The following is a 25579-nucleotide window of genomic DNA, read 5'->3' on the forward strand; positions in this document are numbered from 1 at the left end:
TACTGCTCAACGCCTAGCGGCCGAACAGTTCTCCCTGCACGGTATGCACGAACTGCGTCAGCGAAGCGGGCAGGTCCTGGAGGTGCCAGGTGTCGGGCGCGTGGTACCAGTGCAAGGCGTCAGGGTCGGGCCGCTCGTCCTGGTCGGCCGCGACAAGCGCCTCGATCCAGCGCTCCTTGCTGCCGAGCACCACGGTGTAGCCGAGCACCTTCGACGCCTCCACCAGTTCGCGCCCCTTCGGCAACTGGTCGGTCGGCTGGACCGCGAGGATCGACGCAAGCGCCTGGAGCCCGCCGAGCAGTTCGGAGCCCGCGACGGTGCGCCTCGGCATCCGGTCGGAGATCCACACCATGCCCGCCCCCACGGCGAGCAGCACCAGGGCGAGGAGGCCGAGGTTCGTGAACGCCACCAGCAGCACCGCCGCCACGAGCGCCGCTCCGAGCGCCAGCCAGCCCTTGACGCGCCACGACGAGCGCGTCGAATCAGGCCGCGACTCGAACCAGCCCCGGGTGACGACGTCGTCGTAGAGGGCATCCTGGACCCGGTCGACTCCTGCCGCGAGCGCCACTGGCAACTCGGAGACGAGTCGCGGTTCGCCGCTCGGCGCGACGACGTCGAGCAGTTCCCGCTCGAAGGTGGCCAGGTCGTCGGCACCCTCGCGGCGCGTGAGGCGCCAGTCGAGCAGCCCGTGCTGGGTGCGCGGCAGTTCGGTGATCAACAGGTGGCCGCGGACGGCGAGATCGAGCAGCGTTGCGGTGATGTCGAGGGGGTCGACGCGCTCGTCGGCGACGGTGCCGACGTGGCCTGGGCGGATGGCGTCGCGCACCACGAACGCGCTCTCGCCGTCGCCTACCGGGGCGAACGTCGCGATCGGGGTCGGGCCCGCCGCGCCGCTCAGGTCGCGGCCGGTGCGGCGGAACAGCGCGTAGAGCAACGCGGCCCCGAGCAGGGCGCCGAGCAGCGCCCAGCCGACCGCGGGCAGCGACACCTCGAAGGCCCGGTCGAGGCTCCACTCGTGGTGGAGGTCCGCGTCGGGCCGCACGTCCGCGGGGTCGTAGCCGACGGTGACGACGACCTCGTCGCCTGCGTCGCGCGGGCCGTCCTGGAAGACGGGATCAGGTGTGTCGTAGGTGCCTCCGGTGACGGCGGCACACTGGCCGATGCTGTCGACGGGTCCCGCGACGCAGTCCATGGTCTGGGCGGCGGCGCCTGTCACGGTGACGACCACCTTGGTGGCTCCGACGTTCAGCCCGTACAGCGCGGGCCAGGTGACGACCGAGAGCGCGCCGTCTTGTCCCGTTCCCGTCGACGTGGCGCCGACCACCCGGTAGCCGATCTCGACCTCCCCGGGGGCGTCGAGATCGGTGATCAGCGTGACCTCGTCGCCGCTCTCCTCGATCCGGTCGGTTCCCGCCGCCGAGGTGGCCAGGCCGTCGACCTGGAAGCGCCAGTACGAGCCGGAGTCGACGGCCCAGCGCAGCGGGATGGTGCGACGCAGCTCGCCGGGGGCCGCGCCGAAGCTGAGCCGTTCCTTGACGTCGAGGGAGCCGTCGGGTCGCACGGAGATGGTGACGTCGACCTGGTCGGCAACTACGTCGGCCCGCGCGGTGGGCGCGCCGACGACCAGCAGCAGCACCGACAGGATCAGCAGACAGCGGACTCGTAGCGACATGGGTCCTCCTCGGACGTCAGCCTAACGGGCTAGTGCACCAGCGCGACGGCGATGGCAGCCACGCCCTCGCCGCGCCCCGTGAGGCCGAGGCCGTCGGTGGTGGTTGCGCTCAGGGTGACGGGCGCGCCGAGGGTCTCGCTCAGGAGCCTCTGCGCCTCATCGCGGCGCGGCGCGAGCTTGGGCCGGTTGCCGATCACCTGGACCGAGACGTTGTCGATCTCGAGCCCTGCTGCGCGGACGCGGCGCGCCGTCTCTCGCACGAAGGCGACGCCGCTCGCGCCCGCCCATTCGGGTTCCGCGGTGCCGTAGTTGGAGCCGAGGTCGCCGAGGCCCGCTGCGGAGAACAGCGCGTCGCACAGCGCGTGGGCCGCGACGTCGCCGTCGGAGTGGCCGGCGAGGCCAGCGGCCTCGTCGGGGAAGTGCACACCGGCGACCCACATGGGCACGCCGGGGCTGAGGGTGTGGACGTCAGTCCCGATGCCGACGCGCATCAGCGGGGCTCCTTTCGGCCAGCAGGGCCTTCGCGAGGATCAGGTCGACCGGTTCGGTCACCTTCATGGCGTCCCGGTGACCGTCGACGAGGCTCACGCGCATGCCGACGTGTTCGCACACGGCCGCATCGTCGGTGACCTCCACGCCGTCGGCGAGCACCCTTTCGTGTGCGGAGCGCAGCGCGCCGAGCCGGGCGGCCTGGGGCGTCTGGACGGCGCGCAGCAGCGAGCGATCGACGATCGCGGAGCCGTCGGGGTCCACGCGGCGGATCGAGTCGACGACGGGCACCACCGGGATGACGACCTCCGCGCCGCCGAGGACCGCGTCGGCGACCCTTCGCACGACGTCAGTAGGTACAAGTGCCCTGGCGGCGTCATGCACGAGCGCCACCGCGTCGTCTGGGGCGTCGAGGCCAAGGAGGCCGAGGCGGACGGAGTCCTGACGGTCCGCGCCGCCGGGCACCAGCCTCGCGCCCGTCCCGTTCAGTGCGGCCGCGAAGCCCGACTCGTGGTCGGGCGGGATGGTCACGACGACCTGGCCGACTCCCGCCGCGAGAAGCGCGTCGACGGCGCGCCTGACCAGCGCCACGCCCTCGAGGGGCACGAGCGCCTTGGGGAGGTCAGCCCCGAGCCGGGAACCAGAACCGGCCGCCACCACTACGGCGACGACCGGTTCCTTGTTGCTGAGTGTCATGCGTTGCTCAGGAGGCCAGCACCTCGTCGAGCATGATCTCTGCCTTGTCCTCTTCGACCTGCTCGGCGAGCGCAAGCTCGGCGACCAGGATGGAGCGCGCCTTGGCAAGCATGCGCTTCTCGCCCGCGGACAGGCCCTTGTCGCGATCGCGGCGCCACAGGTCGCGGACGACCTCGGAGACCTTGATCACATTTCCGGAGTGCAGCTTCTCCATGTTTGCCTTGAACCGGCGCGACCAGTTCGCCGGCTCCTCCGTGTGCTCCGCACGGAGAACCGAGAAGACCTTCTCCAGACCGTCGGCGTCGACAACGTCACGCACTCCGACGAGATCCAGGTTGCAGGCCGGTACCTTGATCACCAGATCGTTTTGCCCAATGACCCGCAAAACGAGGAAGAGCTTGTCTTCCCCCTTGATGGTCCGGTTTTCGATGTCCTCGATGACAGCAGTCCCATGATTGGGGTAAACCACCGTCTCACCGATCGAAAATGTCATACTTTCAGACCCCTTTCCTCGCCCAATTCTAGCAGGCGCGCCGCGGACGGCCCAGAGTCGATTCCACGGGGTCGGTCCACCTCGCGCGTCAATCGCCGCATCGGGGGTCGGTAACTGGTTAGGATGTGATGACCTACGCGTCCCCGGAGGATAAATGAGCAAGCCCATGCGTCGCGTCGCGGCCGTCGTCGCGACCCTTGCGCTGACCGTCACGATGAGCGCCTGCACCCAGGGACACTGGGTCTACGACTCGCCGCCGGCCGCAGGCGTCCAGGTCGACGATGGCGGCATCAAGCTGCGCAACTTCCTGGTGGTTGCCGACGCCGAGGGCGAAGGCATCCTGCTCGGCGGCATCGCCTCGCGCGACGAGGCCACCAAGGTGACCGGGGTCACCGTCGCTGCCGAGGCCAAGGACGGCTCGTTCGGGCAGCCGCAGCAGATCGCGCTGAGCGACGACATCCACAAGGGCGCCACCATCTACCTGCTGGGCGACACCACGAAGTTCAACGACCCGGGCCTCGAACTGGGGCACCTGGCCGACGTCACCGTCAACTTCTCGACCGGCCAGACCGTCTCGCTCGAGGTCCCCGTGATGTCGTCGGAGCACCCCGACTTCGCTAAGGCCTTCGCCGAGGCGACGTCCTGAGCTAACCCTCGAACTTGTACCCAAGGCCCCGGACGGTGATCAACCGTTCGGGGTTTGACGGATCACGCTCGATCTTCGAGCGGAGCCGCTTGACGTGCACGTCGAGCGTCTTGGTGTCGCCGACGTAGTTGCTGCCCCAGATCCGGTCGATCAACTGCCCGCGGGTCATCACACGGCCGGAGTTGCGCAGCAGGAGTTCGAGGAGCTCGAACTCGCGCAGGGCCAGCCGAACCTCAGCGCCGTCCACGTAGAGCTGGTGGCGCTCGACGTCGAGCCGCACGCCGGAGACCTCGATGACGTCGGGAAGCAGCACCTGGTCCTGGCCGCGCCGCAGCACCGCCCGGATCCTGGCCACCAGTTCGCGGTGACTGAACGGCTTGGTGACGTAGTCGTCCGCGCCGAGCTCGAGCCCGACGACCTTGTCCACCTCGGAGTCGCGCGCGGTGACCATCACGATCGCCACGTTGCCGCGCGCCCGCAACTGCTTGCAGACCTCGACGCCAGGGATTCCGGGCATCATGAGGTCGAGCAGCACCAGATCCGCGCCCTGTTTGTCGTAGATCGCGAGGCCTTCGGTGCCGTCGGCTGCGGTCAGCACCTCGAAGCCCTCCTTCGCCAGCATGAAGCTGGTGGCATCGCGGTACGACTCCTCGTCCTCGATGATCAGGATGCGGGTCATGCGATGTCTCCTTCGTCTTCTTCTTGCGGGGCTGGCCCGAGGTAGGTCGGCAGGCTGAGGGTGAACGTCGATCCTTGGCCGGGACGCGACCACACTCGGATCGTCCCCCATGCGCGACCGCGATGTGCCGGACGATCGACAGGCCGAGTCCGGTGCCTCCGCTTGCGCGGGAGCGGCCGTAGTCGACGCGGTAGAAGCGCTCGAAGATGCGTTCCTGCTCCTCCGGCTTGATCCCGATCCCGTTGTCGGAGACGCGGATCTCGACGTGCTTGTCGGCGTCCCTGTCGACCGACGCGACCGAGATGGTGACGCGGGCGCGCTCGTCCGAGTAGTTGATGGCGTTCTGCACCAGGTTGGTCACGGCGTCGGTGAGCTGCCACCGGTCGCCGAGCACGAACGCCTCCGATGTGCGTGCGAGGATCAGGCTGACCTCCCGCTGTGTCGCGCGCTCCCTGGACCGGGAGACGGCCTCGGTGACGATGTCGTTGACGTCGGCGATCTCGCTCGCGAGCATCGGGTCTTCGGACTGCAGCCGGGACAGGTCGATGATCTGGTTGATCAGCTCGGCAAGGCGCGCCGTCTCGATCTGAAGCTTTGTCGCGAACCGCCGAACTGCCTCCGGGTCGTCGTGGGCGGCCTCGACGGCCTCGGCGAGCACGCTGACCGCCCCGATGGGCGTCTTCAGTTCGTGGGAGATGTTGGCGACGAAGTCGCGGCGCACGGCGTCGACGCGTCGCTGGGAGGACTCGTCCTCGGCAAGGACGAGCACGCGCTCACCGTCGAACGGAGCAAGCCGGACCTGGAGTTCGATGGCCTTGTTGCCGGGCAGTTGCTCCCGCAGGATGGGCCCGCGGTAGCCGTCACCGGTTGCCCTGACCTCACGCACGCGTTCCAGCAGCTCCGGGAACCCGAGCCGATTGCCGCGCGCCAGGTTCAGCACGGCGGCCTGCTCGTTCGAGCTGAGGATCTCGTCGTCGGGGCCCACCATCACTGCGCCGGAGGGGATCAGTGCGAGCACGTCGCGCAGCTCGCGCGACATCGCCTCCGAGTTGCGGCGCGCCTCGAGTTGGCGCCAGCCTTCGCGCCCGCGGTGCATGAGGTAGAAGAACAGGCATCCCAGGAGCGCCACTCCGGCGCCGATCAATCCGGCAAGGGCTGGGTGCATGCCGCCATCATAGGTTGCCGCAGCGGGCCCACGCCTCCCCTCAGGCCTCCCCCGAACGGGTGCCCCAAGGCTTCACCGCTCGTTCACCGGCGGTTAACACGGAGTCAACGTGGGTGTACCTCGGTGCCCTAGCCTCTTGGGGGATGTTGAGCGCAGCTAGACTCAACCCGAATCCGATGAAGGAGCAGCGATGCGCACCAGCTACCACGAGGAACTGGCCTCGATCCTCGACAGCCTCGTCCACATGGCCGAACTCGTCGAGGTGGCGATCCGTGAAGGTTCCGAGTCGCTGCTGACCGCCGATCTTGGCCGGGCCGAGGCCGTCATCACCAACGATGCAGAGCTCGACCAGATGCATGAGGAGATGGAGTACAAGTGCCTCTCCATCCTGGCGCTGCAGGCGCCCGTGGCGGGCGAGCTCCGCACCATCGTCTCCGCGATCCGCGTCGTCTTCGAACTGGCCCGGATGGGCGACCTCGCGGCGCACGTCGCCAAGATCGCCCGGTTGAGGTACCCGGCGCACGCGGTCCCCTCCGAGTTTGAGCCCAGCTTCCGCGAGATGGCCGACATCGCGATCCAGATCATCGACCAGGCCCGGGTCTCCTTGCAGGAGCGCGACGCCAAGGGCGCCGAGCGGCTCGCCGAGATCGACTCGCGGATGGACGACCTGCGCCGCGATCAGTTCACGCGGATGCTCGCGGACGACTCGACCATCAGCATCGAGGGAGCCGTCGATGTCGCGCTGCTGGGCCGCTACTTCGAGCGTTTCGCCGACCACGCCGTCGCCGTCGGCCGCCGCGTCATCTACATCATCACCGGCGAGGTGCCGGAGGGTGAGGACTGGCCGAACGCCTGAGGCCGTCGACCACTAGTCAGGAGTGGTTTCGGATCTGCACCATCGGGCGCGTAGAGTCGAGTCGATCCCTCAGGAAGGCCACCGTTGATGCGCTCACTTTCCCTTCGACACCTCGTCATCGGCTCTTTGGCGGCGTTTGCGCTTGCCGCCAGCGCATGCGCCCCGACAGGGATCCAGGCCTCGAGTCCGTCGCCCGGCGCGCCCTCGTCGGCGCCTTCACCTGAGGACTCCTCGACCCCGATCGTGGTGAGCACCGAGACGGCCGATCCGACGCCGACCCCGACGCCCACCCCGACTCCGACACCGACCCCAACCCCGACGCCCACGCCGACCCCGAAGGCGACGTATACGGGTGACCCGACGGCTCTCATCCCGGGCAAGAACCACATCGGTGCGGCTCAGGAGTACGTCTACCCGGCCAAGCTCGTGCAGCAGTGGCTGGAGGGTGAGGTCAAGCCGACGGAGAAGATCGTCTTCCTGACCTTCGACGACGGGCCCAACCACACCACCACCCCCATCATCCTGAAGGCCTTGGAGGAGGCGGACGTCCACGCGACGTTCTTCGTGGTCGGCTCCATGCTCGACGACGCCCCCGACCTGCTGAAGCGGGAGATCGCGGAGGGCAACTCGGTGGCGCTGCACAGTTGGTCGCACAACTACAAGAAGCTGTATCCCGGCCGCAAGGCCAACGCCGACCGGGTCGCCGACGAGTACAAGCAGACACTCGCAAAGATCCGCGAGATCCTCGGCCCTGACTTCAACACCGAGTCGTGGCGCTACCCGGGCGGCCACATGTCGTGGAAGAACATGGCCGCCTCCGACGCCTTCCTGCTGAAGCAGGGCGTGTCGTGGGTCGACTGGAACGCGGACACGGCCGACAGCGCCCCGAAGAGTTCGCGCCCCACGACTGTTTCGCAACTGGTCGCCAACGCCACCATGCCGATCAGCAGCGGCTACCACGTCGCCGTCATCCTCGGCCACGACACCCCGGACAAGCACCTGACGGCCGAGTCGGTCCCCGACATCATCGCCGCCTACAAGGAGGCCGGCTACAAGTTCGGCGTCCTCTCCTGACGCTGGGCTGCCCGCCCCTTGAGCATGTCTGGTTGCTCGTTTCCGATCTGATCGTTCAAACGCGTCGATCGGGGCAACGAGCCGCCAAACATGCTCATCGCATCCCCTGACGGCCCCGCGTGATTTGCGGCCCACCCGATCCTCAGCCAAGGCGCGCCGGACTGTAGGGTGATCCCATGACCTCGAAGTTGATCCTGCTCCGCCATGGCGAGAGCGAATGGAACGCAAAGAACCTTTTCACCGGCTGGGTGGACGTCGACATCAACGAGAAGGGTGTCGAGGAGGCGAAGAACGCGGCCAAGCTGCTGCAGTCGGAGGACCTGCTTCCCGACGTGCTGCACACCTCGCTGCTGCGCCGCGCCATTCACACCGCGAACCTGGCTCTCGACGGCTGCGACAGGCACTGGATCCCCGTCAAGCGCAACTGGCGCCTCAACGAGCGCCACTACGGCAAACTGCAGGGGCTGAACAAGACCGAGATCCGCGACCAGTTCGGCGAGGAGCAGTTCATGCAGTGGCGTCGTAGCTACGACGTGCCGCCGCCGCCGATCGACCCCGACAACGAGTTCTCCCAGTACAACGACGCCCGCTACGCCGACCTCCCCGCCGACGAGCGCCCGCTGACCGAGTGCCTCAAGGACGTCGTCAACCGGATGCTCCCCTACTGGGAGGCGCACATCGTCCCGGACCTGGAGGCGGGCAAGACCGTCCTCGTGACGGCGCACGGCAACTCGCTGCGCGCCTTGGTCAAGCACCTCGACGGCATCTCCGACGACGACATCGCGGGCCTGAACATCCCCACGGGCATCCCGCTCTACTACGAACTCGACGAGGACCTGAAGCCGGTCACCCCCGGCGGCCGCTACCTCGACCCCGAGGCCGCCAAGGCATCGATCGAGGCCGTGAAGAACCAGGGCAAGAAGTAACCCCTTCCAGCCAGTGACGTGAGGGCCGACCGGGCAACCGGTCGGCCCTCACGCAGCTGATCAGGACTCCGCCAGCACCGCGCGCGCTGCCATGGCATCGTCGGTCATCTGTTCCACAAGCGCATCCAGTCGCTTGACGCCCTCTGGCGAGACTGGCGCGAACGGTTCACGGCAGGGCCCCAGATCGATGCCGGTGAGCCTCGACTCGACATACTTCGCCGCCGGGAACACACCGACAGCGACCAAATCTTCGATCACGTGGTTCACCCTCGCTTGGAATTGCTGGGCCCTCGCAACATCCCCTCGACCAAGCAGGCTACGGATTGCCTTGAAGCAATCGGTTTGGAGGCTGATGGTCGTGCCGATGGCACCGCTTGCACCCGCGACCGTCGCGGACAGATAGGTCTCGTCGAACCCGTTGATCAACTGCAGATCGGGCCTCTTGGCCGACATTCGTTCCAACTGATACATGCTGTGCGCGGTGTGCTTCACCCCGACAACCCGATCTTCCGCGAGAAGTGGATGTTCGGCGCCGAACTCCTGACCCGTGAACTGCGGGATGTTGTAGACGATCATCGGGATGCTGACAGCGTCCATCACCCTGCGGTAGTGGGCCATGATCTCGTCAGTCGAGTAGTGGTAGTAGATCGGCGGGATCATCGAGACGGCGACGGCTCCCACCCGCTCGGCATGCTGGGCCAGCTGGATGGAGTCGCGAGTGCTGGCGGTGCCGACGTGGGCGATCACTGGTACGGAATCTCCGACGGCCATGCTCACCTCCTCGACCAGGCGCATCCGCTCGTCCGGGCGAAGAAGAAGCCCTTCACCAGACGACCCGCAGCAGTAGATCCCCTCAACGCCTCGATCGACGTGAGCCTGCACGAGCTGCGCGGTCACGCCTGCGGGCAGACTCCCTTCGGTGTCGACAGGTGAGGCGATCGCACTGAACAGGCGGCCAAGGTCTGGGGTCACCACGCCGTCCACCCTCCGTCGACCACCAGGTTGGATCCCGTGACGTATCTCGAAGCATCGGATGCAAGGAAGATCACGGCCCCGTTGAACTCGTCTGCCTCGGCCATCCGCCCGATCGGCATTCGTGCGGTGTAGTTCGCCTGAAATGTGGCGTCCTGCGTGTCGCGCCGAACGCCGGAAGGGGTGAGGGTGTTCACGCGAATGCCGTGTCTACCCCAGTAGGTGGCCGCATAGCGCGTGAGGTTGTAGATGCCGGACTTCGCCGCGGAGTATGCGACCGGCTTGGTGAATGGCTGCCCCTGCTCGGCGCGATAGGCATAGATGTCCTGGATGGGCGAGAGCATGCCGTAGATGGACCCAACGTTGATGATGGATCCGCCGACGCCGTGATCCCGCATCACTGCTCCCGCCGCCTGCGTGACGATGAAGGTTCCGGTCAGGTTCACCTCGATCACCTCCCTGAATATCTCCACGGGGAAGTCCTCGAACGGTCCTGATACCTCGGGCGGGGCGCTGGGTTGGGTGTCGAGACCTGCATTGTTGACGACGATGGTGATCGGTCCGCCGTCGCGAGCAACCTCGCTGAGTCTCGCCCTGACATCCTCCGGAGCCGTGATATCCAGTTGCATGGGCACGAGGTTCGTGGTGTCACCGAATCGTTCCTCCAAGGCCTGCTGGGTTACGGAGCGTGAGGCGACAAAGACGGTGGCTCCTCGCTCTTGAAAGGCTCTGACGAACTCGGTGCCGATCTGGCCCAACCCGCCGGTGACGAGCACCCTGCGGCCAGCGACGTCGAAGAGTGGGTCGGCGCTCATGAGACGTCACCGCCGCTCACGGCGTACCGCTTGAGAAGCCCCCGGTCGAACTCCAGTCCGTTGCCTGGCACATCGCGGGGCGCAAACCAGCCGTTCTGGATCGGCTGCGCCTCGATAACGCCCAACTCGGTCAGCGTCCCACCCTCCGTCATCTCGGCCCAGGAGATGTTCGGCACGGCGCACAGCACATGTGCGCTGAGTTCCATGATGAAGTGTGGTGTCATCGGGAGCCCGAACGCTCGGGCCGTGTCCGCCACGGCCATGTACGGCGTGATGCCACCGATGCGGCCAACGTCGGTCTGGACGAAGTCGCAGGCGTCGTTGATGAAGTACTGGTTGAACTGTTGGAGCGTGTAGAGGTTCTCTCCGAGACCAAGCGGGATGCGCGACCGCTCCCGCAGGCGCCGATGCCCCTCGACGTCATCCACACGCAAGGGTTCCTCGACCCACAGTAGGTCCAGGGGCGCATAGCGTTCCGCCGCGATGGCGGCCTGTGGAAAGCTCCACCCTTGGTTCGCATCTACGGCCAGAGGAAAGGCGCCCACGCGTTCACGGATCTTTGTGAGCCGCTCGACATCCTCCTCGACATCAGGCTTGCCAACCTTGACCTTCGCGGCGCCGTACCCGTCGCGCTTCCAGCCTTCGACCTGATCGGCGACTTCCTCCGCGGAGAGGTGAAGGTTAATCCCGCTGCCGTACAGCGGAACCCTGTCCCGGACCCTCCCCAGCAGGTCGGCCAGTGGAAGGTTCAGCGACCGGCCCAGTAGATCCCACAGAGCAATGTCCACCGCTGCAAGAGCCAGCGTCGTGACACCTCCGGGCCCGTTGTCACGGAGGTAGTGCCACGCTCCATGCCACACCGATCGGGGATGGGCGTTTCCGCCGATGAGCGTTGGCCTCAGTTCCTCCAGCATGGCGAGGATGGTGCGACCCCCCACCCCGGATGTGTGGGTGAATCCCGTGCCGGTGCTGCCGTCGTCGGCCGTCACGTCGGCCGTGATGATCTCGATATGGGTGACCGTGTGGATCTGGTCTCCCCATGTGCCACCAGGCAGCGGGATGCGGGAAAGTTGGAACTGGATGTCAGCGATTCTCATTGTTCTCCGATGTGTGTGTTTGGTTGTCTTGGTCAGCCCTTGACGGCGCCTGCGGCGAGGCCAGCGACCAGTCGCTTCTGCACGAGCAGGAAGCCGACGACCACAGGCAGAACCGAAAGGACCCCTCCGGCGGTGAGAAGATCCCAGCGGATCTGGTATTCGCCGATGAACAGTTGCAGACCAACCGGGAGCGTCCTCGTGGCGGGAGATGAGGTGAACGTCAGCGCGTACAGGAACTCGTTCCAGGTGAGGATGAAGGCGTAGGTTCCTGCTGCGACGAGTCCAGGGAGCAGAAGGGGCAGGATCAGCAGGCGAATGATCTGCCAAGCCGATGCGCCGTCGATCTGACCTGACTCCTCCAACTCTCGAGGAATCCCGTCGAGGAATCCCTTCAACAGCCACGTCGCGAAGGGGGTTGCGAAAGCAGAATGCACGAGGGCGAGTCCGATCTTGGAGTCCAGCAACCCGAACACGTTGAGCTGCTGCTGGAGCGACAACACAAGCAGCACCGCCGGCAACATCTGCGCCAGAATCAGGATGGTCATCGTCTGACGCCTGCCGACGAACTCAAAGCGTGAGAGTGCTATCGCCGCGCCGGTGGCGCAAACGAGGGTGATGGGGACTGACATGAGCGCCACGAGGAGGCTGTTGCGCAGGTACTCCAGGAAGTGCGTGGTGGTCACCAACTCGACGTATGCCTCAAGCGTCACCGTCTTGGGCAGGAGACTCGCTCCGGCCGCAGCCAGTTCTGCCTTTGGCGTGAGCGACGTGATCAGCATCACAACGTATGGGGCGAGCACGCCCGTGAGGATCAATAGCAGGCCCACATATCGCGCCACGCCCCCTGCTACCCTCTTGGCGTTGACAGGGCGGCTCATTTCTTCTCCTCGTTCTTGGACGTCAGCACTAGATACATGACCACGAAGACGACCAGCAGGGCCGCCTGCAGGACCGAGTAGGCCGCGCCCTGGCCGAAGTCCGTCGACTTGTATGCCGTGAGATAGGACTGCAACGCCAGCGTCGTGGAGGACACTCCCGGGCCGCCGCCGGTCAGGATGAAGATGAGGTCGACATAGTTGGCCGTCCAGATGATGCGCAAGAGCGCGGTGATGAGGATCGTCGGAAGGATCGCTGGCAGCACCACGTGCCTGAAGACGCCGACTGGTCCGCAACCATCCGTGGCAGCAGCCTCTTTGAGATCGCCTGACACTGACTGGAGCGCGGCGAGGATCATGACCGCGAACAGCGGGATACCTTGCCAGACGTCTACCACGATGAGCGTCGGCAGCGCCGTAGACGGGTTCGACAGGAACTCGACTGGACGGTCGACAAGGCCACCAGCGAGCAGCAGTTTGTTCACGATGCCGTCGTTGGGATCGAGCAGCCACTTCCACATCAACGCGACCAGGACGCTGGGCGTTGCCCAGGGCACCATCATGAGCCCGCGGTAGACACCCCGCAGCGGGAACCGGGTGTTGACCAAGAGCGCCAAGATCAAACCTCCTACCAGCTGCAGGGCCACGCAACCGAGCACCCAGAAGGCGGTTCGCCCGAGATAGCCGGAGAAGTCCGGATCGGTGAAGACCTTCTGGAAGTTGGTAAACCCGACGAAGTCCATCGTCCCGGTGAATGGGGAGACCTTCGTGAATGCCATGTAGATCGAGCGGATGAGGGGGTATCCGGCGAAGACGCCGATCAGGATGACGGCCGGGGCCATCAGGATGTACGGCTCGATCTGGTGTCGACGTCGCCGACGTTCAGGCGTCACACCGCGCACTGTCACGATCAGTTAGCCTTCAACACATCGGCCATGGCATCAAGGGCTGCCTGGCTGGTCAGTTCCTTCTGGAATGCGCGCTGGATAGTCGGGTTCCATTCCTTCCCCGCCAAGGTCGCAACGCCCTTCAACGCGGGCCAGGTGAGCGCATCCGGAATCGCATCGACAGCGACCTTGAGGTTCGCATCGCTGGTGAACGCTTCAGACTCCATGACCGACGTGAGGACAGGCAACTGGCCCTGGGGTGAGGTGGACATGGTGGCCATTTGGGCCTCTTCCGTGAGCCAGGAGATCCACTTCCAAGCGGCTTCCTGCTTCTTGGACCCGGCCATGATGACGTTGCCTGACATGCTGCCGAGCGTGTGAGAGGGGGCGGATCCGTTGCCCGGGATGGGAATGACACCGAGTTTGTCTCCGAACACCTCGGTCATCTCCTTCAGCGACCCGGGATGGTGGATCATCATGCTCGTCAGCCCGCTTGCGAAGTTCTTCTTCACGTCAGCAAACGCTGCGGTGATGGAACCAGGTGGGGCGGCGTTGAGCTCGGTCACGATGTCGAGGTAGCGCTGGTTGACCTGGGAAGCGGTAGCGTCGTTGAGGACGATCTCCCCGCCGTCATTGACGACGCGGGCGCCGCCGGCGTACATCCAGCCGAGCCACTGGTCCTGCCCTCCAGCTCCGCCTCGAACGTCCATGGCGTACCGATCTCCGGTGGCGAGCTTCCCTGCGGCCGCCAAGAACTCGTCCTGCGTCCTCGGGGCCTCGAGACCAACCTCGCTGAAGTAGTCCTTGCGGTAGTACATGTACAAGGTGACGTACTGGTGCGGAAGCATGAAGACTTCCTTGCTGCCGGGCAGTTGCCCCGTCTTCCAGAGCCCCTCGACAACGTCGCCCTTACCGCCCCAGGCATCGACGAAAGTGGTCAGGTCGGCGGTCGCTCCTTCGGGTGCGAACTGCCCCAGCCACCAGTCCTTGCAGCGGGCCGCGTCTGGTCCGGTCTTGTTCATCGCAGCTGTCGTGAGCTTGTTCTGGTACTGGTCGAGTGGAATCGTCTCCAACGTCACCTTGACGTCCGTCTGCTCCCCGTTGAACTTCTCCGCGAGCTGGGTCCAGGTCTGGTCCGTCGCATCGTCCTGCCAAAGCCAGTAGGTGATGTCGGTGGTGCCGCCTCCCCCGGTGCCGCCTTGACCGGGTTCGCCGCCTCCACAAGCGCTCAGGCCGACTACCGCGCCTGCACCGAGGCTCCCAATGAGAAAACTGCGTCGCTTCATGGTGGTTCTCCTTATGAGTGGGTGAGATGTCGCAACGACTGCTTCGTCGTGCGACGGGACTTGAGGTCGAGCCGGCTGGGAAGCACTCGCAGCCGGACCCCGTAGAAGTGAGTGTCGAGTTCATATCTGGCCAGGTTGAAGTCCCCGGCCTGCATGGCGTCGATGATTGCCGTGTGCATGGCGGCCACATCCGGATCCGCGACGCCCTGCTGGGTTGGCCCCTCGACGACGGATAGCAGTGTCCAGAACGCGCCGAGGATGCCCTCCAGGGTCGAGTTACGCAGAGGCGCGAACAGTGTGAGATGGAACTCTTCGTCCAGGTCGATGAAGCTCACGCCCCGGGCCGCCCGCTCCTCCATCCCAAGAGCCAGGTCTCGCAGCGCCACCAGGCTCGCGGGGGTGTGCATCGGCATGACCTTCGCGAGCATCGATGTCTCAAGCGCCTGCCGGACGCCCAGTAGCTCGGCCGTCGTCTCCTGGGGCGACCCCGTCAGTTGAGCGAACGATGCCACAAGCCCGCCCAGGTTGACGCCCCGCCACCGGCGACGGGCGCCCTGGCGCGAGTCAACCGCGCCGAACGCCTCCAACACGCGTAGCGCTTCGCGCAACTGCTGACGCCCAACGCCAAGGTCGGCCATCAGTTTCGCTTCGCTAGGCAGCAGATCACCGTCACGAGCAGCACGTACCCGAAGGTGCGCCGCCAATCGCATGACCAGCCCATCCGGAGCCAACTTGTCTGACATGTTCTTCTCACAATCGGTCGAAACTTCAGTGTTTCGGTGACACTTGCCAATATTTCGTCACACCTGGCAGACCGGTCAACCGAACTTGTCCTACAGGCCGGCTGAGGGTGCCCCTTGGCACCCCACACGGACGGATAGGCTGGCTGACATGAAGACAGCGGTGGTGACAGGGGCAAGTTCCGGCATCGGGGAGGCGACCGCGCGGTTGCTGGCGGCCGAGGGGTTCCGCGTGATCTGCGCGGCCCGGCGGGTCGAACGGATCGAGGAGCTCGCCCGCGAGATCGACGGCGTCGCGATCCGGTGCGACGTCACCTCACAGCAGGACGTCGAGTCGCTGGCCGCCGCCGTCGGGGACAACCTCGATGTCCTCGTCAACAACGCGGGAGGCGCCCTCGGGCTCGAGCCTGTCGCCAGCGCCGACCTGGACGCTTGGGAGACCATGCTCCAGACGAACGTGTTCGGAACCACACGCGTCACGAAGGCGCTGCTTCCCGCGCTGATCGCCGCCGAAGGGGTGCTGGTGTTCGTCACCTCCACCGCCGCCGACTGGGGCTACGAGGGCGGCGCCGGGTACTGCGCCGCGAAGGCGGGCGAGCGCTCCGTCGTCGAGGCCCTGCGCCTGGAACTGGTCGACAAGCCGGTTCGCGTCACCGAGATCTGCCCCGGCATGGTCCGCACCGACGAGTTCGCCCTGACCCGTTTCGGCGGCGACAAGGCGCGGGCCGACGCCGTCTACCAGGGCGTCGCGGAACCCCTCACCGCTGGCGACGTGGGCGAGGCCATCGTGTGGATGGCGACCCGCCCCTCACACGTCAACATCGACCGGATGACGATCCGGCCGCGGGCCCAGGCCGCGCAGTACAAGGTCCATCGGGGCTGACGGCGCGCCTCAGCCGTCCTTGCGGTCCGGGTCGTCTTCGGGCGCGTCATTGCCACGGACGCGGAACAGGCGGCGCCATGCCGATTGCTGGTCCAGAACCTCGTCGCCGGGGACCTGCTGTTCTGTCCTGCGGGTTCCACGGCCGCGCACCAGCGTGCGGAAGAACGCAGCCGACCTCTCTGATTCGGTGCCGACGGCCTCGCCGTCGTCGGTTGCCCAGTTGATCTCGGCCGCGGTTCTGTCTCCGGTGCGCAGGTCGGTCAGATCGCCGAGGTAGCGCAGCAGGACGGCGCCAACGGCCGCGACGGGCACCGCGAGGAAGGCGCCGACGATGCCGGCCCAGGTTCCGCCGAGCAGCACCGCGAGCAGCACGATCACCGGGTGCAGCTGCATCACGCGCGACTGCAGCAGCGGCTGCAGGATGTGCCCCTCCAACTGCTGGACGCCCAGCACGACCGCAAGCACCAACAGCGCGGTCGTCAACCCGTTCGACACCAGGGCAACCAGGACGGCGACGGTCCCGGCGGTCACCGCACCCACGATGGGGATGAACCCGGCCATGAAGGTGAGGACGGCGATGGGGAACGCAAGCGGAACGCCAAGGAAGAAGGCCCCGATGCCGATGAAGAAGGCATCGACGAAGCTGACGATCGCCTGGGTTCGGATGTAGCCCGACAGGGTGTTCCACATCCGGGTGAGCAACTCCGACGCGTGGAAGCCCGCCCTGCGGCCGACGATCCGGCGGATCCAGCCGACGAACTGGTGGCCGTCCTTGAGCATGAAGAACGTGACGATCAACGTCGTGAGCAAGGTGACGACGGCGCTGCCGACGCTGCCACCGATGTTGACGAGCGAGGTCGCGATGTCGCCGCTTCGATCCTGTAGCCAAGCGACCGCCTGCGAGATGTAGTCGTTGATCTGGTCGTCGTTGATGTTCAGTGGCGGCCCGGCGAGCCAGGCCTGGATGCGGCGGATGCCGTCGAGGCTCTGGGTCCGCAGCGCGTCCCACTGGTTCACCACGGACGGCGCGATCAGCCCGATCAGCCCCGCGATGACCCCGACGCCCAACAGCAGCGCAGCGATCGCACCCAGCGCGTACGGGGCACCCCACCGCCGCAACTGGGCCGTCACCGGGTACAGCACCGAGGCGAGCAGCAGGCCGAGCAACACCGGCATGATGGCGCCGGAGATGTACTTCAGGCCGATGCCGATCACCACAAGCGCCGCCACGATCAGCAGGAACCGCCCCGACCAGGAGGCGGCCCACTTGCCCGCCTCGCCGATGACGTCGGCCCTGTCGACCGGGTTGTCCGGGTCGTAGGTGGGAAGGGCCTCCAACTCGCTGTCGGTCAGCCCCTCCGGCCGTTCCTCGGCCTTCGGCTCCTCCGCAAGCGGTTCGCGCTCGTCGCTCAAGAGACCCTCCCACGATCGTCGTCCGACCACCCTACTCGCGACAGACGCCGCGGCGCGTGCGACCACGGTGTTGCCGGATGCGAAACGGCCCCAGGGACATCCCTGGGGCCGCTCGCGGTGTACTGCTCAGAGCTCGATGAGAGCCTGACCGCCCTGCACGGCATCGCCGGGCGCGACCAGCACGGCCGACACCTTGCCTGCCGCGGGGGCCTTGATCTCGGTCTCCATCTTCATCGCCTCGAGGATGAGAAGGACCTGGTCGGCCTCGATCTCCTCGCCCTCCTGGACGAGGATCCGTGCGACAGAGCCAGCCAGCGGCGCGAGCACCGCGTTCGAGCTGGCCGCCGTCATGGAGGCCTTCGTCGGGATGGGGTTGGAGCCACCGTTGACGCCGATCACGATCGGGCCGAGCCCCTGGGGCTGCTCCTCCTCGACATCGACGTCGATCTCGTACTCCGTCTGGTTGACGGTCACCTTCAGCTTCATCATTTCTCCTTAGCGAACGTGCGGGACGGAGCGGTCATGGATGCGGTTGCGCGAGGCCGCGGCCCAGCGGTTCTGCGAACCGTAACGGATCGCGCGGACCTTGGCCTTGTGGCCGAAGTACGCTGCGACCGCCGCGCCGATGGCGATGAGGTCCGCTTCGGGGATCGCCTGCTGTTCCTCCAGCTTGGCGACCTTTGACTCGAGACGAGATACCTGTTCCGTGAGCGCCACGACGGCGTCGCGGAGCTCCTGCAACGTGTTGTCTTCCATCGCTGATCCGATCAGGCCGGGCCGAGGCCGTGCTTTTTGGCCGGACGCAGCTCACGCTTGCCGACGAGCAGTTCGAGCGCCATCGCGATCTGGCGGCGGGTGTCCGCCGGATCGATGATGTCGTCGACCAGGCCCCGGCTGGCGGCCATGTACGGCGTGGAGAAGGTCTCGCGGTACTCCTCGACGAGCTCGGAGCGCTTGGCGTCCTTGTCCTCGGCCGCTTCGATCTCCTTGCGGAACACGACGTTGGCCGCGCCCTCGGCGCCCATCACGGCGATCTCGGCGGTCGGCCAGGCGAACACCTTGTCCGCGCCGAGGTCCTTGGAACACATGGCCAGGTACGCGCCGCCGTATGCCTTGCGCAGCACGACGGTGATCTTCGGGACGGTCGCCGCGGAGTAGGCGTAGAGCATCTTCGCGCCGTGGCGGATGATGCCGTTGTGCTCCTGCGCGACGCCCGGCAGGAAGCCGGGCACGTCGACCAGGTTCACCACGGGGATGTTGAATGCGTTGCAGAACCGGACGAACTTGCTCGCCTTGTCGGAGGAGTCGATGTCGAGCACTCCCGACATGACGCTCGGCTGGTTCGCGATGATGCCGACGGTGCGGCCCACGATGCGACCGAAGCCGACGACGATGTTCGCCGCCCAACCGGCCTGCACCTCGAGGAAGTCGGCGTGGTCGACGATCTCGCGGATGATGTCGCGGACGTCGTAGCCCTTGTTGCCCTCGACGGGCAGGATGTCGCGCAGCTTCTCGTTGGGCTCCACCACATAGTCGGGATCGACGATGGGGGCGTCCTCGGTGTTGTTCTGCGGCAGGAAGCTGAGCAGCTTCTTCGCGATCAGGATCGCCTGCTCGTCATCGTCGGCGACGAAGTGGACGACGCCGGAGCGGCCCATGTGCGCGTCGGCGCCACCCAGGTCGTCCTGCGAGACCTCTTCGCCCGTGACCTGCTTGATCACGCTCGGACCCGTGATGAACATGTGGGCCTTGCGGGTCTGGATGATGAAGTCGGTCAGTGCAGGCGAGTAGGCCGCGCCGCCGGCGCACGGGCCGGCGATGATCGAGATCTGTGGCACCGCACCCGAGAGGAGCACGTTGGCGTAGAACACCTTGCCGTAGCCGGAGAGCGAGTCGATGCCCTCCTGAACCCGGGCGCCGCCCGAGTCGTTGATGAAGACGAACGGGGTGCCCGTCATCAGCGAGGCCTTGAGCGCCTCGGTGACCTTGATCGAGTGGGCCTCGCCCGCCGAGCCACCCATGACGGTGAAGTCCTGGGAGGCGACGTGGACGGGGCGCCCAAGGACGGAACCGGAACCGGTCACCACGCCGTCGGCGGGCATGTCGGCCTTGTCCATCCCGAAGGTGGTGGTGCGGTTGCGACGGAAGGCGCCGTCCTCCTGGAACGAGCCGTCGTCGAGCAGCGCTGAGATCCGCTCGCGGGCGCTCAGCTTGCCCTGGGCGTGCTGCTTCTCGATGCGCAACTCACCGCCGCCGGCCTCAACCGTCGCGCGACGCTCGTCGAGCTGCGCGAGGCGGTCTGCCATCGTGTGCTGGGTAGCCATCTGTATCTCCTTAGGCCGGTTCGACCGCGACGCTGTGCTGGCGACCGGCGATGGTGACGTTGTACTTGATAGGGCCGTTGATGCCCTGCTGCGGAGCCGCGCCAACGCCCGACTTCTCGGCCGCGAGCTGCGCCGGGGTCTTGGCGACGGACTTCGGGCCCTCGTGGCGGCTCTGGAAGAACTTCGGCGCGACGCCCGGGAACATGGCGTTGGTGAGCACATCCTCCTCGGAGCCGTCGAAGCCCTCGAGCTTCGCGGCACCGGCGCCCAACTCGGCCCACTCGGGCTTGAGCAGGTCGGCCGGACGGACGTCGATCGTCTCCTTCTTCGCCTGAGCCTTGGCCAGGTCGACGACCTCGGGGTTTCGCTCCCCGAGCGCCTCACCGTAGTAGCCGAGCATCAGGTCGGCGAACTCGCCTGTCATCACCTTGTAGCGGCCCATCAGCACGTTGAACACGGCCTGGGTGCCGACGATCTGCGACGACGGGGTGACCAGCGGCGGGTAACCGGCGTCGGCCTTCACCCGAGGCACCTCCTCCATGACCTCGCGGATGCGGTCGCCCGCACCCTGGGCCTTGAGCTGCGACTCCATGTTGGAGAGCATGCCGCCGGGGATCTGCGAGGAGAAGATGTCGGTGTCGACCAGCGTCGCCGACTCGAACTCCTTGTACTTCGGCCGGATGTTGGCGAAGTGGTCGCGGATGCGGAGCAGACGCTCCATGTCGAGGTCGGTGTAGTACCCGGTGCCCTCGAGCATCGCGACAAGCGACTCGGTCGGGTTGTGACCGGGGCCGAGCGACATCGACGAGATCGCGGTGTCGACGACGTCTGCGCCTGCCTCGATGGCCTTCATCAGCGCAACGAGCGTGACGCCGGTTGTCGAGTGGCAATGCACGTTGATCTGCACGTCACCGTAGGTGTCCTTGATGCCCTTGACGATGTCGTAGGCGGGCTGCGGCTGCAGGAGCGCCGCCATGTCCTTCAGGGCGATGGACTCAGCGCCCATGTCCAGGAGTTGCCCCGCCAGCTTGATGTAGCCGTCGACGGTGTGCACCGGAGAGACGGTGTAGCAGATGGTGCCCTGGGCGTGCTTCCCGACGGACTTCACCGCGGCCATGGCCTTCGCCATGTTGCGGGGGTCGTTGAGGGCGTCGAACACGCGGAAGACATCCATGCCGTTCTCGGCGGACTTCTCCACGAACTTCTCGACGACCATGTCCTCGTAGTGCCGGTAGCCGAGGAGGTTCTGGCCGCGCAGCAGCATCTGCAGGCGCGAGTTGGGCATCAACTCACGGAACGTCCGCAGGCGTTTCCAGGGGTCTTCATTGAGGAAGCGGATGCACGCGTCGAACGTCGCGCCGCCCCAGCATTCGACAGACCAGAAGCCAGCCTTGTCGATATCTTCACACGCATCAACCATGTCTTCCATGGCCATGCGGGTCGCCATCAAACTCTGATGTGCGTCCCGGAGGACAAGCTCCGTCACGCCGATCTTTCGCGCAGTCATGAGTACATCCAATCACGTCCCTTGGGGCGTATCCGAGGCACCCCCCGATCAACTGGTCTGACCTATTCGGGTAGGGTGGGACGCGATCGGCCAAATCGCCCGGACGGCGCAGGACACGCAGCGGGCGGATCTCGAAGCTGTGCCGAGATCCGCCCGCTCGCTCCTCAGGGGGGGACTGAGGCTCTAACCCCGGCCTCGGCGGACTATGCCGCTCGCGACCGGGAAATTCTGGGTCGCCTTCTCGAGTCGCAAGGGCTCTCACCCCGCACCACCCGATCCGGTGTTTATGACGTTAGCGAGTCGTTCCAACCATAATGTCAGGGACGCTTTCTGTCACGACCGCAGACATTACTGGCTCTTCCCAATTGAGGGTGTAGGTAGGGGTTCCGGCGTGGCGGCTGGATAGAGGGGTCGAGGCCTCCCGAAGATGGAAGTTCCTAAGCTGTCCATCTGGAAGACCTCGACGTGTTCAACGCTACCTTCACCGCGCCTGATCTGACGACCTTCTGCCGCCTCGACGAGCTCGGGTTGGAGGTGACTGGCCAACACGTGACCGCGCGCCGGGCGGTGCTGGAGTGCCGCGTCACGGATGCTGATGACTGGTGCCACAACTGTGGCGGGCGCGGTTTGGTGCGTGACACGGTAATCCGAGGCCTGGCTCACGAGCCCTTCGGTTGGAGACCCACTGTGCTGCGGGTGCGGCTGCGCAGGTACCGGTGTGTCGAATGCGGTCATGTGTGGCGCCAGAGCATGGACCGGGCCGCTGAACCGAGGGCTCGGCTGTCGCGGCGTGGGGTGCGGTGGGCGCTCGAAGCTATCGTGTGTCAGCACCTCACCGTGGCGAGGGTCGCCGAAGGGCTGGCGGTGGCGTGGGACACCGCCAACGATGCGATCATCGCCGAGGGTCGTCGGGTGTTGATCGATGATCCGTCCCGGTTCGACCAGGTCACCGTGCTCGGGGTCGATGAGCATTGCTGGCGTCACACCCGTGCCGGGGACAAGTTCGTCACCGTGATCATCGACCTGACCCCGGTAGCGGCTGGGACTGGCCCGGCACGGCTGCTCGACATGGTCGAGGGCCGCTCGAAACAGGTGTTCAAACGCTGGCTCGCTGCCCGTCCAGCCGCCTGGCGGGCCGGCGTGGAAGTCGTGGCGATGGACGGGTTCACCGGCTTCAAAACCGCCGCCGCCGAGGAACTCCCCGACGCAGCTGCGGTGATGGACCCGTTCCACGTCGTGCGCCTGGCCGGGGAGGCTGTCGACAAATGCCGCCAACGCGTCCAACAAGCCACCATGGGGCATCGAGGCCGCCGCGGGGACCCGCTCTATCAAGCCCGCCGCACCCTACTCACCGGCGCCGATCTACTCACCGACAAACAAGTCACACGGCTCGAAGACCTGTTCGGCGACCAGAACCACGTCGAGGTCGAAGCCACGTGGGGCATCTACCAGCGCCTCGTCCAGGCCTACCGCTGCAAAGACCGCACACTCGGCCGCCACCTCATGGCCAGCGTGATCGATGCGATCGCCACCGGCGTCCCCGCTGAGCTGACTGAACTGGTCCGCCTGGGTCACACCCTGAAACGCCGCGCGATCGATGTGTTGAACTTCTTCGACCGGCCCGGCACCAGCAATGGTCCCACAGAAGCCCTCAACGGCCGCCTCGAACACCTCCGCGGCTCCGCTCTCGGGTTCCGCAACCTGACCCACTACATCGCCCGCTGCCTCCTCGAAGCCGGCGGATTCAGACCCCGCCTACACCCTCAAATCGGATGAGCCACATTACTCTGCCCAAAATTGCCCCTGCATTGACCCCCCATTAAGCACGGCGGATATTGGATAGCAATTCTCGCTAGAGATGCGGGCATTGACGCCGTCGAGGGCCACCCGGGCAGCGAATCCCGCCCCGACAAGGGCTTGAGACGACGAAGGGGAGCGCGACCAGCGTCGACGCCGGAGGTGATCGGAGCGCGGAAGCCTGGCTCGGTTCGCGGCACGCGTCCACAGTGGTCAACGGCCAGAGTCTGCTCGCGTTGCTCATCGGCGTGTCGCAGGCGCCGTTCCGCGGCGAACCAAAACCCAACCTTCCCTATGGACCCTTTCGGGTGGAGTCCTCTGCTGAAAGGGCGGCAGATCGGGCCGCGTCATGCGCCATCTATCCGGGCCCTTTCGGGCTCCTTTTGGGGGCGCCACTAGGGACGACACCAAGCGGACCCCGCATCGGGGCCAATCGTCGGTATCGGTAGTCTTGGACCCTGACCGAGCAAAGGAGCTTGATGATGGGACGTGCGCTCGCCGCCAATGAATGCCAGGGCAAGTGCGCCTGGCAGCCGACCGACGAAGAGATCGATGGCCGTCAGGTCTTCGAGTGTGGCGCCTGCCGCTCGGAGTGGACGGCGGAACAGAGTTGGACCCCGCGCAACTGGGACGGCGAGATCAGCCAACAGGTCGCCAGGGCACGGCGCCTCGGCTGAGGCCGCGTTCGGCCGCACGGGCACCTCGCGCCCGGGCGGCCGAACGGCACCCTTTCCATCCCTCCGCGTCGCTCGAGCCGCCACGAGTCGGCCTGTGTCGGTTCGGTGTCCATCTCGGCACGGCGAACCGGTGCGGCATCACGCCCGAAGGCGATGGGTCCAGACACGCGAAGAGGCCGCCCCCATCAATGGGGGCGGCCTCGACGTTCTAACTCATGCCAAGTTCGGCTTCGACTCACTTGTCTTCGCCGGTGAACTTATCCTTGATTTCCTCAGCCTTGTCCGCGATCTTGCCGGTGATGTCACCGACCTTCTCCTGGAGTTTGTCGCCAAACTCCTTTGCGTTGGCTTCGAGGCGGTCCTTCTGTCCATCGCGACGGAGCTCTTCGTTATCAAGAGCGTCGCCGACGCCTTCCTTGGCCTTGCCGACAGATTCCTGGAACTTGTCATCGATGCCCATAGGTTGCCTCCAAGGGTTGGGGTCAGGTTGCAGCCCATGCTATGCCCGGTTTCAGGAGGATTCCAGGTTTCTCGGAAAAAAGGGGTCTCGGCCCGACGGGGCTACTGCTTCATGCTCCGGGCCGCCAGAGCCCGCCCCGGACGACCAACTGGGTGGGCAGCACGAAGGTACGGGCAACGGACTCATCGCCCTCCAGTCGCGCGAACAGCCGCTCCGCAGCGACGCGTCCGAGTTCAACCGGGTTCTGAGCGATCAGCGTCACCGGCATCGGGAGCACCTCGGAGTACTCCGGGTCGTCGAAGGCGATGATGTCCGCCGTCTGACGGGTGTGGCACAGCGCTGTGACGGCGCCGAGCATCAGGCGGTTGTTGGTGCACAGCAGCGCCGTTGGAGGGTCGGGCAGCGAGAGGACCCGGCGGGAGCCGCCCTCCGCGCCGTGCGGCTCGGAGACGTCGCGAACCACCAGATCGGGGTCGATGGCCACTCCCGCGTCGCTGAGTGCCTCCGTGATGCCGAGGTACCGCTCCCGGTGGGTGTAGATCGACTCGCTGCCGAGCAGGATGCCCACCCTGCGGTGTCCCCGGGAGACGGCCAGGTTGGCCATCCTGCGGCCGAGGCCACGGTTGTCGACCAGGACGGTGTCCGCGTCGATGCCTGCCGCGGGCCGGTCAGCGAAGACGACGCGGAGCCCCCGCGCGACCTCCTCCTGGAGGTACTCGCCGGAGTCGGAGGCGGGCACGACGATCAGGCCGCGCACCTGCCGGGCGCACAGGTCGAGCGCGATGCTGCGTTCGAGGCTGGCGTCCTCCGCCGACCCTGTCATCAGGACGCCGAAGCCGCGGGCGCGGGCTACCTCGTCGACGGCGTTGGCGACCGATCCGTAGAACGGGTCGGAGAGGTCGGTGGTGATCAACCCCACGAGGCTGGCGCCTGATCCCGCCTTGAGGCTGGCGGCCAGCAGGTTGTGTCGGTAGCCGAGGGCGGCGATGGCGGTGTTGACGCTTGCGGCCATCTCCTCGTCGACCGTCGCGACGCCGTTGACGACCCGCGAGACGGTCTTCAGGCTGACGCCCGCCATCTTCGCCACATCGGTCATGGTCGGCCGACGCGTGCTGCTCATGGGTCCTCCTCTACCGCTGCTGCGCGGCCC

The 25579-nt window shown here is 66.3% G+C and carries 26 protein-coding genes and 1 pseudogene; 7 read left to right on the forward strand and 20 right to left on the reverse strand.

Going from position 1 to position 25579, the window contains the following annotated elements; translation table 11 throughout:
* Positions 1-13 precede the first annotated feature (13 nt).
* The 4 genes from BW730_RS11785 to BW730_RS11800 are packed head-to-tail and all read right to left on the reverse strand — an operon-like array spanning position 14 to position 3350.
* Positions 14-1672 carry a DUF2207 family protein gene (locus BW730_RS11785; protein WP_077686403.1) on the reverse strand — a complete coding sequence of 553 codons (1659 nt, stop codon included), beginning with the start codon at positions 1670-1672 and terminating at the stop codon, positions 14-16.
* A 29-nt stretch (positions 1673-1701) separates the two neighbouring features.
* Positions 1702-2163, reverse strand: a complete 462-nt coding sequence (gene ispF, locus BW730_RS11790) for a 2-C-methyl-D-erythritol 2,4-cyclodiphosphate synthase (protein WP_077686404.1) — start codon at positions 2161-2163, stop codon at positions 1702-1704.
* Positions 2141-2857 (reverse strand): 2-C-methyl-D-erythritol 4-phosphate cytidylyltransferase, encoded by a 717-nt coding sequence (ispD, locus tag BW730_RS11795; RefSeq protein ID WP_077686405.1) that lies wholly within the window; start codon positions 2855-2857, stop codon positions 2141-2143. Before ispD ends, ispF begins: the two co-directional genes overlap by 23 nt.
* Positions 2858-2864: 7 nt before the next feature.
* Positions 2865-3350 (reverse strand): CarD family transcriptional regulator, encoded by a 486-nt coding sequence (locus BW730_RS11800; protein WP_077686406.1) that lies wholly within the window; start codon positions 3348-3350, stop codon positions 2865-2867.
* 154 nt (positions 3351-3504) lie between these two features.
* On the opposite strand from BW730_RS11800, the gene BW730_RS11805 reads away from it, so the two are divergent.
* On the forward strand, positions 3505-3996 hold the full coding sequence (locus BW730_RS11805; RefSeq protein WP_077686407.1) for a hypothetical protein: 492 nt from the start codon (positions 3505-3507) through the stop codon (positions 3994-3996).
* Between the two features lies 1 nt (position 3997).
* On the opposite strand, the gene BW730_RS11810 is transcribed toward BW730_RS11805, so the two are convergent.
* Together BW730_RS11810 and BW730_RS20380 are read right to left on the reverse strand one after the other, a co-directional pair.
* Positions 3998-4675 carry a response regulator transcription factor gene (locus BW730_RS11810; protein ID WP_077686408.1) on the reverse strand — a complete coding sequence of 226 codons (678 nt, stop codon included), beginning with the start codon at positions 4673-4675 and terminating at the stop codon, positions 3998-4000.
* A gap of 151 nt (positions 4676-4826) precedes the next feature.
* Positions 4827-5840 (reverse strand): annotated as a pseudogene (locus BW730_RS20380) (sensor histidine kinase); the annotation flags it as partial.
* Between the two features lie 190 nt (positions 5841-6030).
* Here BW730_RS20380 and phoU point away from each other — a divergent pair.
* From phoU to BW730_RS11830, 3 genes are all read left to right on the forward strand, one after another.
* Entirely contained in the window at positions 6031-6696 is a 666-nt protein-coding gene (gene phoU / locus BW730_RS11820) for a phosphate signaling complex protein PhoU (protein WP_077686409.1), read from the forward strand.
* A gap of 246 nt (positions 6697-6942) precedes the next feature.
* Positions 6943-7770, forward strand: coding sequence for a polysaccharide deacetylase family protein (locus tag BW730_RS11825; RefSeq protein ID WP_145952833.1), 828 nt, complete (start codon positions 6943-6945; stop codon positions 7768-7770).
* 176 nt (positions 7771-7946) lie between these two features.
* A complete protein-coding gene (locus BW730_RS11830; protein WP_077686411.1) occupies positions 7947-8696 on the forward strand; it encodes a phosphoglyceromutase in 750 nt (249 codons plus the stop codon).
* 60 nt (positions 8697-8756) lie between these two features.
* Here the strand turns inward: BW730_RS11830 and BW730_RS11835 are convergent, their stop codons facing one another.
* Genes BW730_RS11835 through BW730_RS11865 form a run of 7 tightly spaced genes read right to left on the reverse strand, consistent with a single transcriptional unit; the run spans position 8757 to position 15371 of the window.
* Positions 8757-9671: a dihydrodipicolinate synthase family protein gene (locus BW730_RS11835; protein ID WP_158522636.1), complete on the reverse strand. Its 915-nt coding sequence runs from the start codon at positions 9669-9671 to the stop codon at positions 8757-8759.
* Entirely contained in the window at positions 9665-10483 is an 819-nt protein-coding gene (locus BW730_RS11840; RefSeq protein WP_077686413.1) for an SDR family oxidoreductase, read from the reverse strand. The genes BW730_RS11835 and BW730_RS11840 overlap by 7 nt, the downstream gene beginning before the upstream one ends.
* The gene (locus BW730_RS11845) at positions 10480-11580 is read right to left on the reverse strand and encodes a mandelate racemase/muconate lactonizing enzyme family protein (protein WP_077686414.1); all 1101 of its coding nucleotides are present in this window, start codon (positions 11578-11580) and stop codon (positions 10480-10482) included. The genes BW730_RS11840 and BW730_RS11845 overlap by 4 nt, the downstream gene beginning before the upstream one ends.
* A 32-nt stretch (positions 11581-11612) precedes the next feature.
* Positions 11613-12419 carry a carbohydrate ABC transporter permease gene (locus BW730_RS11850; protein ID WP_158522638.1) on the reverse strand — a complete coding sequence of 269 codons (807 nt, stop codon included), beginning with the start codon at positions 12417-12419 and terminating at the stop codon, positions 11613-11615.
* 35 nt (positions 12420-12454) lie between these two features.
* Entirely contained in the window at positions 12455-13363 is a 909-nt protein-coding gene (locus BW730_RS11855) for a carbohydrate ABC transporter permease (RefSeq protein WP_145952834.1), read from the reverse strand.
* Positions 13364-13365: 2 nt separating this feature from the next.
* Complete coding sequence (locus tag BW730_RS11860) at positions 13366-14628, reverse strand: ABC transporter substrate-binding protein (RefSeq protein WP_077686417.1); 1263 nt, start codon at positions 14626-14628, stop codon at positions 13366-13368.
* A gap of 11 nt (positions 14629-14639) precedes the next feature.
* Positions 14640-15371 (reverse strand): FadR/GntR family transcriptional regulator, encoded by a 732-nt coding sequence (locus tag BW730_RS11865; RefSeq protein WP_077686418.1) that lies wholly within the window; start codon positions 15369-15371, stop codon positions 14640-14642.
* A gap of 148 nt (positions 15372-15519) precedes the next feature.
* Between BW730_RS11865 and BW730_RS11870 the strand changes: the two genes are divergently transcribed.
* A complete protein-coding gene (locus tag BW730_RS11870) occupies positions 15520-16251 on the forward strand; it encodes an SDR family NAD(P)-dependent oxidoreductase (protein WP_077686419.1) in 732 nt (243 codons plus the stop codon).
* A 9-nt stretch (positions 16252-16260) separates the two neighbouring features.
* Here the strand turns inward: BW730_RS11870 and BW730_RS11875 are convergent, their stop codons facing one another.
* The 5 genes from BW730_RS11875 to BW730_RS11895 form a co-directional block, all read right to left on the reverse strand.
* Positions 16261-17664: an AI-2E family transporter gene (locus BW730_RS11875; RefSeq protein WP_158522640.1), complete on the reverse strand. Its 1404-nt coding sequence runs from the start codon at positions 17662-17664 to the stop codon at positions 16261-16263.
* A gap of 126 nt (positions 17665-17790) precedes the next feature.
* Positions 17791-18150: a biotin/lipoyl-containing protein gene (locus tag BW730_RS11880; RefSeq protein ID WP_077686421.1), complete on the reverse strand. Its 360-nt coding sequence runs from the start codon at positions 18148-18150 to the stop codon at positions 17791-17793.
* A gap of 9 nt (positions 18151-18159) precedes the next feature.
* Entirely contained in the window at positions 18160-18420 is a 261-nt protein-coding gene (locus BW730_RS11885) for a hypothetical protein (protein ID WP_077686422.1), read from the reverse strand.
* 11 nt (positions 18421-18431) lie between these two features.
* Positions 18432-19988, reverse strand: coding sequence for an acyl-CoA carboxylase subunit beta (locus BW730_RS11890; protein ID WP_077686423.1), 1557 nt, complete (start codon positions 19986-19988; stop codon positions 18432-18434).
* Positions 19989-19998: 10 nt separating this feature from the next.
* Positions 19999-21495 (reverse strand): methylmalonyl-CoA carboxytransferase subunit 5S, encoded by a 1497-nt coding sequence (locus BW730_RS11895; protein ID WP_077686424.1) that lies wholly within the window; start codon positions 21493-21495, stop codon positions 19999-20001.
* Between the two features lie 465 nt (positions 21496-21960).
* On the opposite strand from BW730_RS11895, the gene BW730_RS11900 reads away from it, so the two are divergent.
* Both BW730_RS11900 and BW730_RS11905 read left to right on the forward strand, forming a co-directional pair.
* Positions 21961-23271 (forward strand): ISL3 family transposase, encoded by a 1311-nt coding sequence (locus BW730_RS11900; RefSeq protein ID WP_145952651.1) that lies wholly within the window; start codon positions 21961-21963, stop codon positions 23269-23271.
* A 503-nt stretch (positions 23272-23774) separates the two neighbouring features.
* Complete coding sequence (locus tag BW730_RS11905) at positions 23775-23969, forward strand: hypothetical protein (RefSeq protein WP_145952835.1); 195 nt, start codon at positions 23775-23777, stop codon at positions 23967-23969.
* A 235-nt stretch (positions 23970-24204) separates the two neighbouring features.
* Here BW730_RS11905 and BW730_RS11910 read toward each other — a convergent pair whose 3' ends face one another.
* On the reverse strand, positions 24205-24429 hold the full coding sequence (locus BW730_RS11910; RefSeq protein ID WP_077686426.1) for a hypothetical protein: 225 nt from the start codon (positions 24427-24429) through the stop codon (positions 24205-24207).
* Positions 24430-24538: 109 nt separating this feature from the next.
* Positions 24539-25549 carry a LacI family DNA-binding transcriptional regulator gene (locus tag BW730_RS11915; protein ID WP_077686427.1) on the reverse strand — a complete coding sequence of 337 codons (1011 nt, stop codon included), beginning with the start codon at positions 25547-25549 and terminating at the stop codon, positions 24539-24541.
* Positions 25550-25579 lie beyond the last annotated feature (30 nt).

This window comes from Tessaracoccus aquimaris, from assembly GCF_001997345.1.
Classification (GTDB): domain Bacteria; phylum Actinomycetota; class Actinomycetes; order Propionibacteriales; family Propionibacteriaceae; genus Arachnia; species Arachnia aquimaris.

Excerpts from the sequence above, each read along its gene's own strand:
- BW730_RS11845 (WP_077686414.1), bottom strand. The coding sequence starts at position 11,580 with ATGAGAATCGCTGACATCCAGTTCCAACTTTCCCGCATCCCGCTGCCT.
- BW730_RS11840 (WP_077686413.1), bottom strand. The coding sequence starts at position 10,483 with ATGAGCGCCGACCCACTCTTCGACGTCGCTGGCCGCAGGGTGCTCGTC.
- BW730_RS11810 (WP_077686408.1), bottom strand. The coding sequence starts at position 4,675 with ATGACCCGCATCCTGATCATCGAGGACGAGGAGTCGTACCGCGATGCC.
- BW730_RS11905 (WP_145952835.1), top strand. The coding sequence starts at position 23,775 with ATGGGACGTGCGCTCGCCGCCAATGAATGCCAGGGCAAGTGCGCCTGG.
- BW730_RS11915 (WP_077686427.1), bottom strand. The coding sequence starts at position 25,549 with ATGAGCAGCACGCGTCGGCCGACCATGACCGATGTGGCGAAGATGGCG.
- phoU (WP_077686409.1), top strand. The coding sequence starts at position 6,031 with ATGCGCACCAGCTACCACGAGGAACTGGCCTCGATCCTCGACAGCCTC.
- BW730_RS11865 (WP_077686418.1), bottom strand. The coding sequence starts at position 15,371 with ATGTCAGACAAGTTGGCTCCGGATGGGCTGGTCATGCGATTGGCGGCG.
- BW730_RS11880 (WP_077686421.1), bottom strand. The coding sequence starts at position 18,150 with ATGAAGCTGAAGGTGACCGTCAACCAGACGGAGTACGAGATCGACGTC.
- BW730_RS11895 (WP_077686424.1), bottom strand. The coding sequence starts at position 21,495 with ATGACTGCGCGAAAGATCGGCGTGACGGAGCTTGTCCTCCGGGACGCA.
- BW730_RS11885 (WP_077686422.1), bottom strand. The coding sequence starts at position 18,420 with ATGGAAGACAACACGTTGCAGGAGCTCCGCGACGCCGTCGTGGCGCTC.
- BW730_RS11805 (WP_077686407.1), top strand. The coding sequence starts at position 3,505 with ATGAGCAAGCCCATGCGTCGCGTCGCGGCCGTCGTCGCGACCCTTGCG.
- BW730_RS11860 (WP_077686417.1), bottom strand. The coding sequence starts at position 14,628 with ATGAAGCGACGCAGTTTTCTCATTGGGAGCCTCGGTGCAGGCGCGGTA.
- BW730_RS11890 (WP_077686423.1), bottom strand. The coding sequence starts at position 19,988 with ATGGCTACCCAGCACACGATGGCAGACCGCCTCGCGCAGCTCGACGAG.
- ispF (WP_077686404.1), bottom strand. The coding sequence starts at position 2,163 with ATGCGCGTCGGCATCGGGACTGACGTCCACACCCTCAGCCCCGGCGTG.
- BW730_RS11800 (WP_077686406.1), bottom strand. The coding sequence starts at position 3,350 with ATGACATTTTCGATCGGTGAGACGGTGGTTTACCCCAATCATGGGACT.
- BW730_RS11910 (WP_077686426.1), bottom strand. The coding sequence starts at position 24,429 with ATGGGCATCGATGACAAGTTCCAGGAATCTGTCGGCAAGGCCAAGGAA.
- BW730_RS11830 (WP_077686411.1), top strand. The coding sequence starts at position 7,947 with ATGACCTCGAAGTTGATCCTGCTCCGCCATGGCGAGAGCGAATGGAAC.
- BW730_RS11870 (WP_077686419.1), top strand. The coding sequence starts at position 15,520 with ATGAAGACAGCGGTGGTGACAGGGGCAAGTTCCGGCATCGGGGAGGCG.
- ispD (WP_077686405.1), bottom strand. The coding sequence starts at position 2,857 with ATGACACTCAGCAACAAGGAACCGGTCGTCGCCGTAGTGGTGGCGGCC.
- BW730_RS11785 (WP_077686403.1), bottom strand. The coding sequence starts at position 1,672 with ATGTCGCTACGAGTCCGCTGTCTGCTGATCCTGTCGGTGCTGCTGCTG.